This is a genomic window from Polaromonas sp. P1_E1_2, from assembly GCF_056406035.1.
The window spans coordinates 1-11,696 of sequence record NZ_JBFUAZ010000063.1 but is presented as its reverse complement, the minus strand read 5'-3'; the positions used below and the strand labels follow the sequence as shown (position 1 = coordinate 11,696).

The 11,696-nt window shown below is 60.9% G+C and carries 12 protein-coding genes and 1 tRNA gene; 6 read left to right on the top strand and 7 right to left on the bottom strand.

Annotated features, from left to right (window positions below; genetic code table 11):
* The first annotated feature begins 3 nt into the window (after positions 1-3).
* The 3 genes from rsmD to AC1D1P_RS05585 all read left to right on the top strand — a co-directional run bounded on the left by rsmD (position 4) and on the right by AC1D1P_RS05585 (position 1,436).
* The gene (rsmD, locus tag AC1D1P_RS05595; protein ID WP_477672336.1) at positions 4-573 is read left to right on the top strand and encodes a 16S rRNA (guanine(966)-N(2))-methyltransferase RsmD; all 570 of its coding nucleotides are present in this window, start codon (positions 4-6) and stop codon (positions 571-573) included.
* A gap of 82 nt (positions 574-655) precedes the next feature.
* A complete protein-coding gene (gene coaD, locus AC1D1P_RS05590; RefSeq protein ID WP_477668285.1) occupies positions 656-1,165 on the top strand; it encodes a pantetheine-phosphate adenylyltransferase in 510 nt (169 codons plus the stop codon).
* Between the two features lies 1 nt (position 1,166).
* Positions 1,167-1,436, top strand: a complete 270-nt coding sequence (locus tag AC1D1P_RS05585; RefSeq protein ID WP_457282197.1) for a YfhL family 4Fe-4S dicluster ferredoxin — start codon at positions 1,167-1,169, stop codon at positions 1,434-1,436.
* A gap of 151 nt (positions 1,437-1,587) precedes the next feature.
* Here the strand turns inward: AC1D1P_RS05585 and pth are convergent, their stop codons facing one another.
* The 7 genes from pth to AC1D1P_RS05550 form a co-directional block, all read right to left on the bottom strand.
* Entirely contained in the window at positions 1,588-2,202 is a 615-nt protein-coding gene (gene pth / locus AC1D1P_RS05580; RefSeq protein ID WP_477668284.1) for an aminoacyl-tRNA hydrolase, read from the bottom strand.
* A 151-nt stretch (positions 2,203-2,353) separates the two neighbouring features.
* Positions 2,354-3,049, bottom strand: coding sequence for a 50S ribosomal protein L25/general stress protein Ctc (locus AC1D1P_RS05575; protein WP_477668283.1), 696 nt, complete (start codon positions 3,047-3,049; stop codon positions 2,354-2,356).
* A 110-nt stretch (positions 3,050-3,159) separates the two neighbouring features.
* The gene (locus AC1D1P_RS05570; protein WP_477668282.1) at positions 3,160-4,134 is read right to left on the bottom strand and encodes a ribose-phosphate pyrophosphokinase; all 975 of its coding nucleotides are present in this window, start codon (positions 4,132-4,134) and stop codon (positions 3,160-3,162) included.
* A 225-nt stretch (positions 4,135-4,359) separates the two neighbouring features.
* A tRNA-Gln gene (locus AC1D1P_RS05565) sits at positions 4,360-4,436 on the bottom strand.
* A gap of 86 nt (positions 4,437-4,522) precedes the next feature.
* On the bottom strand, positions 4,523-5,458 hold the full coding sequence (gene ispE, locus AC1D1P_RS05560; RefSeq protein WP_477672334.1) for a 4-(cytidine 5'-diphospho)-2-C-methyl-D-erythritol kinase: 936 nt from the start codon (positions 5,456-5,458) through the stop codon (positions 4,523-4,525).
* Between the two features lie 87 nt (positions 5,459-5,545).
* Positions 5,546-6,049, bottom strand: a complete 504-nt coding sequence (locus tag AC1D1P_RS05555) for an outer membrane lipoprotein LolB (RefSeq protein WP_477672333.1) — start codon at positions 6,047-6,049, stop codon at positions 5,546-5,548.
* A 32-nt stretch (positions 6,050-6,081) separates the two neighbouring features.
* Positions 6,082-7,854 carry a tetratricopeptide repeat protein gene (locus tag AC1D1P_RS05550; RefSeq protein WP_477672332.1) on the bottom strand — a complete coding sequence of 591 codons (1,773 nt, stop codon included), beginning with the start codon at positions 7,852-7,854 and terminating at the stop codon, positions 6,082-6,084.
* Between the two features lie 118 nt (positions 7,855-7,972).
* Here AC1D1P_RS05550 and mutM point away from each other — a divergent pair, with 118 nt between their 5' ends.
* From mutM to mutY, 3 genes are all read left to right on the top strand, one after another.
* Positions 7,973-8,788, top strand: coding sequence for a bifunctional DNA-formamidopyrimidine glycosylase/DNA-(apurinic or apyrimidinic site) lyase (gene mutM, locus AC1D1P_RS05545; protein WP_477668278.1), 816 nt, complete (start codon positions 7,973-7,975; stop codon positions 8,786-8,788).
* A 71-nt stretch (positions 8,789-8,859) separates the two neighbouring features.
* Positions 8,860-10,836 (top strand): dynamin family protein, encoded by a 1,977-nt coding sequence (locus AC1D1P_RS05540; protein ID WP_477672331.1) that lies wholly within the window; start codon positions 8,860-8,862, stop codon positions 10,834-10,836.
* A gap of 78 nt (positions 10,837-10,914) precedes the next feature.
* Positions 10,915-11,696 (top strand): A/G-specific adenine glycosylase (gene mutY / locus AC1D1P_RS05535; RefSeq protein WP_477672335.1); only part of this gene is annotated, 782 nt, incomplete at its 3' end.

The window sequence follows — 11,696 nt, the reverse complement described above, 5'->3', positions numbered from 1 at the left end:
ACCGTGCCGCCGGGTGAGATCCGCATCATCGGCGGCTTGTACAAACGCACCAAATTGCCGGTGCCCAGCAAGCCGGGCCTGCGTCCCACRCCCGATCGCGTGCGTGAAACCCTTTTCAACTGGCTGGGCCAGGACCTGACGGGCTGGCGCTGTATCGACGTGTTTGCCGGCACCGGCGCGCTGGGCTTTGAGGCCGCGTCGCGCGGCGCGGCCGACGTGCTGCTGTGCGAGCAGGATCCGGCGCTGGCGCAACAGCTCAAGACGGTGCAGGCCAGGCTCAAGGCCGACATGTGCCGCATCGAGCGTGGCGACGGGCTGAGCGCCTTGAAACGCGTTGCGCCGGGCAGCCTGCAACTGGTGCTGCTTGATCCGCCTTTTGAGTCCACCCTGTACGAATCCACGCTCAAGGCCGCAGCGCAGGCCATCGGCCCGACCGGCGTGGTTTATCTGGAGGCGCCCAAACCCTGGACGGATGAGGAACTGCTGCCGCTGGGTTTGCAGGTGCACCGCAGTGGCAAGGCCGGCGCCGTGCATTTCCACCTGCTGGCTGCTCTGGGTACGCCAGCGGGCTGAATCGCCGGCCAGGCCTTGCCTGTCTCGTGGTTACAGGGCGGCAATTGGCGGGTAAAAGGGTGGGGCGGGCATAATTCCTCCTATGGCCACCTCCCGCACCGCTGTTTATTCCGGCACGTTTGACCCGTTCACGCTGGGCCATGACGACGTGGTGCGCCGCGCTGCCGGGCTCTTTGACCAGGTCGTCATCGCGGTGGCGACGGCCCATCACAAGAAAACCCTGTTCACGCTGAACGAGCGCGTGGCGCAGGTGCAGGCCGCCACTCAAGGTATCGCCGGCGTCAAGGTGCTGCCGTTTGACGGCCTGATCATGGATTTTTGCGCAGCGCAAAAGGCTTCAGCCGTGGTGCGCGGAATCCGCAATATCACCGACTTTGACTACGAAGCGCAAATGGCGGCCATGAACCGCAAACTGCGCCCCGAGGTGGAAACCGTGTTTCTGCTGCCCGACGCACCGCTGCAATGCATCAGCAGCACGCTGGTGCGCGAGATCAGCAAGCTGGGCGGCGATGTCGGCCAGATGGTGAGCCCGGCCGTGGCAACTGCCCTGGCGGCGGCGCACCAGGCGGCCAAAGCAGGTAAGGGGAACTGACATGGCCCTGATGATCACTGATGAGTGCATCAACTGCGACGTGTGCGAACCCGAATGCCCCAACCAGGCGATTTACCTGGGCAAGGAGATCTACGAGATCGATCCGCACAAATGCACCGAATGCGTGGGCCATTTCGACGAGCCCCAGTGCGTGCAGGTCTGCCCCGTCGCCTGCATTCCCATCAACCCGCAGCACATTGAAACGCGGGAAACCCTGTTTGAAAAATACCAGCGGCTGCAAACCATTATTCCGGTGGTCACGGCTCGCTAATTGACCTGGTTGGAGGGTTTGTGGCCTGACATGGCCTTGGAAGCGCCGATTTAGCGCACAAATAGCGGTGCAGTCCAACAGGATCCTGCGCGAGCAGCTATAAAAATCATAGCGTCAAACTTGCGCGCGGCAGACCCGGAACGGTAGACTCTTAATCTTCAATATCCACTTTGCGCGGCGGTTTCGGCCGCGGTGGCGTGCTGGTGTGGATCATCATCGTGGCTTTTTCCATCTCGCCCTTGAGCAGTTCAGGCACGGCCTTGATGCAGCGGGCAATGCAGTCTTCAATCGCCACGCGGTGCTCCTGTGAAGGTTTTTTCAGCACCCAGTTGACCACCTCGGCCTTCACGCCCGGATGGCCCACACCGATGCGCAAGCGCCAATAGTCGGCCGTGCCCAGTTGCGCATGGATATCGCGCAGGCCGTTGTGGCCGGCGTGGCTGCCGCTGAACTTGAGCTTGACCTGGCCGGGCACGATGTCCATCTCGTCGTGCGCCACCAACACCTCTTCAGGCGCGACCTTGAAGAAGCGCGCCAGGGCCGCCACGGATTTGCCCGAGACATTCATGAAGGTCAGCGGCTTGAGCAGCCAGACGTTCTGGCCGTTGAGGGTGATGCGCGCCACCTGGCCGTGGTAGCTCTTGTCCAGGCTTAGCGGGGCTTTCAGCTCTTGCGAGAGAGCATCAATAAACCAGAAACCGGCGTTGTGGCGGGTGGCTTCGTATTCGGGGCCGGGGTTTCCCAGGCCGACAAACAATTTGATCATTTGGAGATTTCCATCTGTCCAATTTTAGGGTGCGTGGCCTTGTGTCTTTGCAAGCGGGCGGTTCTGATTGAAGCGCTAACCAAGAAAAACGGCCCTTGTCCTGCAAGAGGACAAGGGCCGTGAGCCTTTTCAGGCCTGTGCGGGAAGCGAATTACTTCTTGGCGGCAGGCTTGGCAGCGTCGGCCTTGGCGCCGGCTTTGGCTTCCTTGGCGGCAGCAGCTTTAGCGGCTTTCGGATCCACCGGTGCGGCTGCTGCAGCGGCTGCTGCGGCATCGGCCTCGGCTTCTTCGGAAACGGCAGACACCGACACCAGAACCGGGTTGTCCTGGCCCTTGGCCACGAACTTCACGCCCTTTGGCAGGGTGATGTCCTTGATGTGCAGCGGCGAGCCCTTCTTCAGGCCCTTCAGGTCGACGGCGATGAATTCGGGGATGTCTGCAGGGAAGCAGGACACGGTCAACTCGGTGATCACGTGGTTGACCAGGCAGTTTTCGGTCTTGACGGCTGGAGACTCTTCTTCACCGCTGTAGTGCACRGGCACTTTCACGGTCATCTTGGTCTTGGCTTCCACGCGCTGGAAGTCGATGTGCAGGATCTGCTGTTTGTACGGGTGCATTTGCARGTCRCGCAGCAGAACCTTGTGTTCTTTGCCTGCCAGTTCCATCTGGAGGATGGAAGCATGGAACGCTTCTTTCTTGATGGCGTGGAACAACGCGTTGTGATCGAGCTCGATCAGCGTGGGTTCACCGGTGCCACCGTAAACAATACCGGGCGTACGGCCGGTGATGCGGAGACGGCGGCTCGCACCCGTGCCCTGCTTTGCGCGCTCAAAAGCGACGAATTTCATAATCAACTCCAATAAAGAACGGACCGCGACCAGTCTCGTTCTGGTTTAAAAAGCTGCTTTTGCCTCATGACAAACATCATGGAGCGAGGGCAGCTACTTTTTGCTTCAGATCAGAACAGGTTGTCCTGGTCCGAAAACAAACTCATGACCGACTCTCCCTTGGCGATGCGCTGAATGGTTTCAGCGATCAGCGGCGCCACGGAGAGCTGGCGAATCTTTGTGCAACCCACGGCATTGGGGCTCAACGGAATGGTGTTGGTAATCACCACCTCATCAAGTGCGTCGCCCTTGGCGATGCGGTCAATGGCCGGGCCCGAAAAAATCGGGTGCGTGCAATATGCGTAAACCTTCTTGGCGCCGCGCTCTTTCAGCACTTCAGCCGCCTTCACCAGCGTGCCGGCCGTGTCGATCATGTCGTCCATGATCACGCAGTTGCGGCCTTCAATGTCGCCGATCACGTGCATCACTTCGGACACGTTCGCCTTGGGGCGGCGCTTGTCGATGATGGCCATGTCGCAGCCCAGCTGCTTGGCCAGCGCCCGGGCGCGCACCACGCCGCCCACATCGGGCGACACGACCATCAGGTCGGTGTAATTCTTCTGGCGCAGGTCGCCCAGCAACACCGGCGACGCATAAATGTTGTCGACCGGAATATCAAAAAAGCCCTGGATCTGGTCGGCATGCAGATCCATCGTCAAAACACGCGACACGCCCACTGCCTGCAGCATGTTGGCCACCACCTTGGCTGTGATCGGCACCCGCGCCGAACGTGGGCGGCGGTCTTGCCGGGCATAGCCGAAATACGGAATCACCGCGGCGATGCGCTCGGCCGAAGCCCGTTTCAACGCATCAACCATGATCAGCAGTTCCATCAGGTTGTCGTTGGTCGGTGCGCAGGTCGACTGCACCACAAACACATCACGGGCCCGAACGTTCTGCTGGATCTCGACGGTGACTTCGCCATCCGAAAAGCGGCCGACATGGGCTGCACCCAGTGAAATGCCCAGGTGCTGGGCGATATCGGAGGCCATGCTCGGATTGGCATTGCCGGTGAAAACCATGAAGTCGGGATGGTGCGGTTGCATGTGGGGCCCAGCTGCTACAAGGACTTGAACGTGGCTGAAATTTTTATCGGAGCAAAATACGCACGGGGACAACACGCTGCAACGGGGCTTGGCAGTGAGCGCCGCTTGCCTGTTTCCAAAAACACACAGACCCGCTGATACACATCACGCGGGTCTGTCAGGAGTCACACGGGCCCGCTCCGGGCGGGACCGCAACACCGGGGCTACGGCCCACGGCGAATAATTTGGCAGGGGTGGAAGGATTCGAACCTGCGAATGCCGGAATCAAAATCCGGTGCCTTAACCAGCTTGGCGACACCCCTACACAGGACAGTTGTTGTTGCCAACAACAGACCTATAAACTTTTCCATTTAGGTCGCTTGAAAGCGCATTTCAAAGAGCGGTTATTTTACCAACCAGCCAGAGGATGCGCCTCCAAATTGCTGCATGTCCGGACTATCCAGTCATCAGGCAAACCTGAAAGATCCGTCAAATCCGTGCCATGCGGCAGTTGCGCAAATACAGCACTTCCGGAGCCGGTCATGCGTCCTTGAAGATGTTTCGTTTTCAGCCAGTCGATCGACTGGCCAATCTGCGGGCACATCTCCTGCGCTACCGGCTGCAAGTCGTTGCGGCCGAATCCGAAATCAACCGATCTCAAAGGGCCTTCAGCATTTGCAGCAAAGCCTTGGATTGTAGCAGTTTCTGTGTCGCGTTTGAGCCCCGGCGCGCTGAAAATTCGTGGCGTGGAGACGCCGGCAGGAGGCTTGACCACCACAAAACGGGCTGGCGGCAAGGCGAGCGGCGTGATTTTTTCACCAATGCCTTCCACCCAGGCGTGGCCGCCGGACAGGAAAAAGGGGACATCGGCGCCCAGCGACAGGGCGATGGCGTGCAGTTTTGGGGTCGGCAGGCGTACACCCCAGAGCCGCTGCAGCGCCAGCAGGCAGCTGGCTGCGTCGGATGAACCCCCACCCATGCCGGCTTCTGAAGGGACGCTTTTTTGCAGGCCGATGTGAACGCCCAAAGGCGTGCCGCAAGCCGCCTGCAGCGCCCTGGCTGCCTGTACACACAAGTCCTCAGCGGGCAAGGCCTGGAGTTCGCCGGGATTGCCCTCGTTGAGTTGGCGAAGGTCTTCCCGGGTGATCCGGCCATCGAGGCGCAGTTCAAAGTGCAGGGTGTCGCACCAGTCGATCAGCATGAATGCGGATTGCAGCAGGTGGTAGCCGTCGGGCCTGCGTGCGGTGATGTGCAGGAAAAGGTTCAGCTTGGCGGGCGCCGACACGTCATACAGGGTTTTGAGCGGCTGCGCGGCGTGTGGGACGGGGGCGGTATGGGTCGTCATGAACTGGTGTCGCCAAAGCAATAACAGGAACCGGGAGCGTGAAAGTACTGGAGGCCTTGCGGCGAAGCCGGGGCATTCACCCCGGAATTATTGGTCAAGGACCACACGCAGGTCAGCCGGAGGCGCTGGCTGCACCCGCCTGGCCGTGATGCGGCCTTCGGCGTAACGGGAAAGGTCTGCCGACCAGCCGCTGACGCTGGCATTGTCGCCCTGCAGCCAGGCAAAGAGCGCGGTCACCGGGACGGCCGCACCTGTCGCCTGTGCCATCAGCTCATCCACCGAAGAAAATCGCTGAATCTTGCCATTGCCTGAGTCGAGTACGGCTTCACCGGGCGACCAGCGGAGCACACCCAGCACACTGCCCAAAGGACTGATCAGCGAGAGTTCGCCGCGCTCGGGTTGGCCCTTGAGCTCGAAGCTCGCCGAAAAAGACTGCACAGGTTCGCTTTGGATCTGCAGGCTGATACGGCCTGTCCGAAGCTCATTTTTTGAGTCATTTGTGCCCGCAAGCCTTTGTGGTTGAGCGCAACCAGCTATCAAAAAAGGAGCAATAGMGCAGGCGCACACCAGGCCCAGACGGGTCAGGCGCATACGCAGTGCAGGCGGCAGGACGCGAATTCCCGTCACAGCTTTACGCGCAGGCGCTTGAGCGTCTCGAGCAGGGTCTCGTTTTCGGGACTCAGCAGCCGGCCTTCTTTCCAGATGGCCACGGCGCGGTCACGCTGGCCTGTGGTCCAGAGTACTTCGCCGAAGTGGGCCGCGATTTCGGCGTCGGGTTTGGCTTTGTAAGCGGCTTCAAAGATCTTGATGGCCTCCGAAGTGTTACCCATGCGGAATTCGACCCAGCCCAGACTGTCCTTGATGAATGGATCGGAGGGCGCATATTCAAGCGCTTTGCGAATCAGATCACGCGCTTCCGGCAGGCGCACGCTGCGATCCGCAAATGAATAGCCCAGGGCGTTGTAGGCGTGGTGGTAGTCGGGCTTGAGCTGGATGACACGCCGCAGCAGACGTTCCATTTCATCCATCGAACCCAGCTTTTCAGCCATCATGGCCTGGTCGTACAGGAGTTCGGTTTCGTCGGGGTTCCTGGCCAGGGCCTGTGCCAGCACATCATGGGCCAGCTGGTACTGCTTGAATTCGCGGAGCAGGCCTACTTCCGCGTTCAATTTCAGCCTTGCGTCAGCAGCGTTGCGTTCGGGGAGCTTGCGGATCAGCTGGCGTCCTTCTTCCAGTTTGCCCTGACTGGCCAGGATAGAGGCGCGCCGGGTTTGGGCCTGGGTCAGGTCAGCGGAATTTTCAATCCTGGCCAGCCAGCTTTCTGCCGCCGCATAGTCCTTGCGTTTTTCGGCCAGTTGGGACAGCGAGAGATAGGCCTGGGCCAGGCCGCGGTTGCGCTCGCCTTCGGCGGTCTGCTGCTGGGCGAGGGTGACGTAGCGCTCCAGCGAGGTTTGTGCCTGTGCCAGCTGGTTGTCCTGCAATTGCAGGGAGCCCAGCACCAGCCAGCCTTCGGGAAGCTCGGGTTTTTCGCGGGTCACCACTTGCAGCTGGGCGGCGGCTTCGGCGTAGCGCTGGGCATCCAGCAGCGCGCGCGCATAGGCCATCCGTACTTCGGGCAGGGCTTTGGCGTTGCCTTCAAAATATTTGCGGACCAGATTTTCTGCTTCGGGCTGTTTCGGGTCCATCAGTTCCAGCCCGACCAGGGCCGGGCCTTCGAAGAGCGGGCCTGCAGCCTGTGCGCGCCTGGCTGCCGCAAGCGCGCCGTTGCTGTCGCCGGCGGCCAGCCGCATGCGCCCCACCGTGGTCCAGGCGGCACTGGCGGTGGCGGGGTTGTTCAGGTAGGTGGTCAACGCTTCTTCGGCCACTGTGCTGGCCAGTTTTTTGTCGGGGACACGCGCGTAAATCCGGGGTACCGCAGTCAATGCCGCAGCGCGTTCCATTTCCGGAGCAAGCCGGATTTCGGTTTGCAGCGGTTCGGTCGTGTCGGCAATTCGGTTCAATGCCACCAGGATCTGCAGGACATAACGGTTTGCCTCGCGCGAGGCGGGCTGCTCTGCCTTCCAGGCCTGGGCTGCCTGCAGTGCGGYATCGCCAGAGCGCGACTGCAGTGCGATGTCCGTAGCGCGCTGGTAGAGCTGCGCATCGCCGGTTTTGCGGGCGGCGTCCAGCATGAGCGCAAATCCTGCGGCGGGCTCGCCTTCCTGCAGGGTCATTTCACCCACCAGCAGCTGGTAAAAAAGGGCACCATCCAGCTGCGATGATGGAGTCGCTTCCTGTGCGGCCTTGGCCTCGACAAGCGTTGAGGGCGCAGCCAGGAGCGGTTCTTCGGTCTGCGCCAGGACCAGGGGAACAGCCAGCCACAGGCCGCTGATGGCAAGGCCAATTTTTTTCTTCATCGAACCATGATAATTGAAGCTTCCCGGCTGCGCTGCCGCTTTACGCCGCGGCCCTGATCTTCGGCTGGCCCACCGCTGTCTTCTTGCGCCATGCAGTAGCGCCCTTATTTACAAAACCATGCCTGAGCTGCCAGAAGTTGAAGTCACCCGGTTGAGCTTTGCGGACCGTATCGCCGGCGCCGTCATTGAGCGCGTCCAGATGGGCAAGCCCCTGCGCTGGCCGCTGGGCTGCGCGCCCCACAAGCTTGCCGGCCAGAAGGTGCTGGCGGTTCGCCGCCGCGGCAAGTACCTTTTGGTGGATCTGAGCAACGGGCTGCTGCTGATCCACCTCGGAATGTCCGGTAGCGTGGCTTTCGGCGACGGTTTCCCCGCCTTGGGCAAGCACGACCACTTTGAAATGGCCACCAGCCGGGGCACTTTGCGTCTGAACGACCCGCGCCGGTTTGGGGCTGTGGTGTATGCCAGCGATGAAGGCGCGCCTGCCGCCCAAAAGCTGCTTGGCCGGCTCGGCGTCGAGCCGCTGACGGACGCTTTTGACTCGGAAAGCTTTCACCGGGCGCTAAAACTGCGGCAAACGGCGATCAAGCAGGTATTGCTGGGCGGGGAGGCCGTGGTTGGTGTCGGCAATATTTATGCGTCGGAAGCCCTGTTCCTGGCCGGAATCCGGCCGACCACCCGGGCAAACCGGATCAGCAAGCCCCGCGCGGCCTTGCTTCACGGGGCGATCCGCCAGGTACTGGCCCAAGCTGTTACAAAGGGGGGGAGCACCCTGAGGGACTTTTCGAATGCACAGGGTGAATCGGGCTATTTCCAGCTGGAAGCCATGGTTTATGACCGCGCCGGCTTGCCCTGCCGGGTGTGCGCAGCACCCGTGAAGACCCTCCGGCAGGGGCAAAGGTCCACTTTTTACTGTGCGAATTGCCAGAAACCTTGAGTCCGTAGACGCGCCAATGGTTCTTTCGGGTTTGCGATGCTATATTGACCGACACACTTTACGGTAGACCGATGTCTTTTAACGAACAATTTGACCAGCACGGCACGTGGCGGCGCGAATTCGCGTTGCGCCTGAAACTGCTTGCAGAGTGGATGAAGGACCATGACCTGCTGGATGCAGCGGTTGAGGAGCGCCTGCAGCGGCTCGAGTCACAGGTACGTTCCGACAAGGTCATGGTCGCCTTTGTGGCCGAATTCTCGCGCGGCAAGTCCGAGCTGATCAATGCGATCTTTTTTGCCGGTTATGGCCGCCGCATCATGCCGGCAAGCGCTGGCCGCACCACCATGTGCCCGACCGAGCTGGGCTACGACGCGGATGTGCCGCCCTGCCTGCGCCTGCTTCCCATCGAGACGCGCCTGCAGAAGCAAGCCCTCATGGAGTGGCGCGCGGTACCTGAAAAATGGACACGGATCGACCTCGACGTGAATGACCCGGCGCAATTGGCGCAGGCGCTCGAAAAAGTGGCCGAAGTCCGCCATGTCACCCAGGACGAAGCCCGCTCTCTTGGTTTCTGGCATGACAGCAGCCCGGAGGACAACCCGCGTGTAGGCGCAGACGGCCTGATAGAGGTGCCCAAGTGGCGCCACGCGCTGATCAATATTGCGCACCCGCTTCTCAAACAGGGCCTGGTCATCCTGGATACGCCGGGTCTCAATGCCATTGGCGCAGAACCCGAACTGACGGTGAGCCTGATCCCCCAGGCCCATGCCGTGGTGTTCATACTGGCCGCCGATACCGGTGTCACCAAGTCCGACCTCGCCATATGGCGCGAGCATTTGATCACCGACGGTGATGGCACCGATGCACGCCTGGTGGTGCTCAACAAGATCGACACCCTTTGGGACGCGTTAAGCACGCCCGAACAAGTACAGGCACAGATCGACAAGCAGCGTGCAACATCTGCCGAAATCCTGGGCCTGCCTGAATCCCAGGTCATTCCCGTATCGGCCCAAAAAGGGCTGGTGGCCAAGGTCACGCGAGACAAGGCCTTGCTGGAGGCCAGCCACCTGCCTGCCCTCGAGCTGGCGCTGGGGCAGGGCGTGATGGGACAGCGCCAAAAAATCCTGCGTACAGCGGTGTCGGGCGGTATCAGCGAACTCCGGACCGAAGCGGGGCGGGCCATGCACATCCGCCGGCGCGATCTGGCCGAACAGATGATTGAGTTGCGTGGCCTGAGAGGAAAGAACGTCTCGGTCATCAAGCACATGCGCAGCCGCATCGAGCAGGAGCAGGCTGAGTTCGACACCAGCGGCTCGAAAATTCACGCGGTACGTTCTGTCCACCTCAAATTGCTCCGTGACGTATTCAATCTGCTCAGCACGCCGACGCTCAAGGCAGAACTGACCGAGCTGACGCATGCGCTGAAGCAGCCGGGCATCAAGCTGGGCGTCAAGAAGGCTTATGGCCAGACTTTTTCCCGCCTTCGCGAGGGACTGCAGAAGTCACAGATCATGAGCAGTGAAATCCAGTCCATGTTGACTGCATCCTTTCGCCAGCTCAATGCCGAGTTCAGTTTTTCGCTGCAGGCGCCAAAAGAGCCGGAGCTGATCCGCTATGAGCACGACCTGGAGCAAATTGAACGCAGCCACTTGCAATATCTTGGTGTGGGCAATGTTCTGAAACTTTCCCAGCCGGAATTTTCCGAGCGGCTGGTACGTGCCCTGGCCACGCGCTTGCGGGTGGTCTACGAATCCGCCCTTGGCGAAGTTGAGCTCTGGAACAAGTCAGCGGCATCGCAGCTTGATGCGCAGTTGCGCGAGCGGCGGCGCAATTTCGGCCGCAGGCTTGAAGCTATCGAGCGCATCCAGCAAGCGGCGTCTGGTCTGGATGAGCGGATCGCTGAAATCGACATCCAGGAGCGTGTGCTCGATGAGCTGGACAACAAGCTCACGGAGCTGACTTCCCATCTGATGGGCTCTTCAGCGCAGTCCAGGACGCCGGATGGCGCCGCTGCCGCAGAAAATGCCGCGGTGCCCGAGGCTGCCTGAGCGTTGACGCGGTCGCAATCCACCAAGACACCTGCGGGGCGGAAAGCGGTTGCTGTGAAGCAAACGGCCTCATGCCAGTTGCCCGGATTTGCCGGGGAAATTGTGCGCTGGCAGGCTTCCCACGGACGCAACAGCCTTCCCTGGCAGAACACGCGTGATCCTTACCGCGTTTGGCTGTCTGAAATCATGTTGCAGCAAACCCAGGTCGCAACGGTTCTGGACTATTACGCGCGATTTCTCCTGCGCTTCCCGACGGTCAAGGAGCTGGCTGTGGCTGGCGAAGACGAGGTGCTGGGCTTGTGGAGCGGGCTGGGTTATTACAGTCGCGCGCGCAATCTGCACCGCTGCGCTCAGGACGTCATGGCATTGCATGCCGGGCGATTCCCGGAGACGGCCGAGCAGCTCCAGACTCTGCCAGGCATAGGCCGTTCAACCGCCGCGGCCATCGCCTCGTTTTGTTTTGGCGAACGTGTTGCGATTCTGGATGGCAACGTCAAACGGGTGCTAACGCGGGTGCTGGGTTTTTCTGCTGATCTGGCTCAAAGTGCCAATGAACGGGCGCTTTGGGACACGGCTGCAGAGCTGCTGCCTGAGCAGGACCTGCCCGAAACCATGCCGCGCTATACGCAGGGACTGATGGATCTTGGTGCCACGATTTGCATGGGCCGCCAGCCCCAGTGCCTGTTATGCCCCGTACAAAACCTGTGCCGCGGTTTTGCCGCCGGCGATCCCGGCAGGTATCCCGTGAAGACACGAAAGCTCAAGCGCAGTGCGCAGGCGCTGAGTTTGCAGTGGGCGCAGAAGCCTGATGGCTCGGTCTGGCTTGAAAAGCGCCCCGGCCGGGGAATCTGGGGTGGGCT

Bases quoted from the DNA above. Each gene is read 5' to 3' on its own strand.
- AC1D1P_RS05585 (WP_457282197.1), top strand. From the start codon at position 1,167: ATGGCCCTGATGATCACTGATGAGTGCATCAACTGCGACGTGTGCGAA.
- coaD (WP_477668285.1), top strand. From the start codon at position 656: ATGGCCACCTCCCGCACCGCTGTTTATTCCGGCACGTTTGACCCGTTC.
- mutM (WP_477668278.1), top strand. From the start codon at position 7,973: ATGCCTGAGCTGCCAGAAGTTGAAGTCACCCGGTTGAGCTTTGCGGAC.
- pth (WP_477668284.1), bottom strand. From the start codon at position 2,202: ATGATCAAATTGTTTGTCGGCCTGGGAAACCCCGGCCCCGAATACGAA.
- AC1D1P_RS05570 (WP_477668282.1), bottom strand. From the start codon at position 4,134: ATGCAACCGCACCATCCCGACTTCATGGTTTTCACCGGCAATGCCAAT.
- ispE (WP_477672334.1), bottom strand. From the start codon at position 5,458: ATGACGACCCATACCGCCCCCGTCCCACACGCCGCGCAGCCGCTCAAA.
- AC1D1P_RS05540 (WP_477672331.1), top strand. From the start codon at position 8,860: ATGTCTTTTAACGAACAATTTGACCAGCACGGCACGTGGCGGCGCGAA.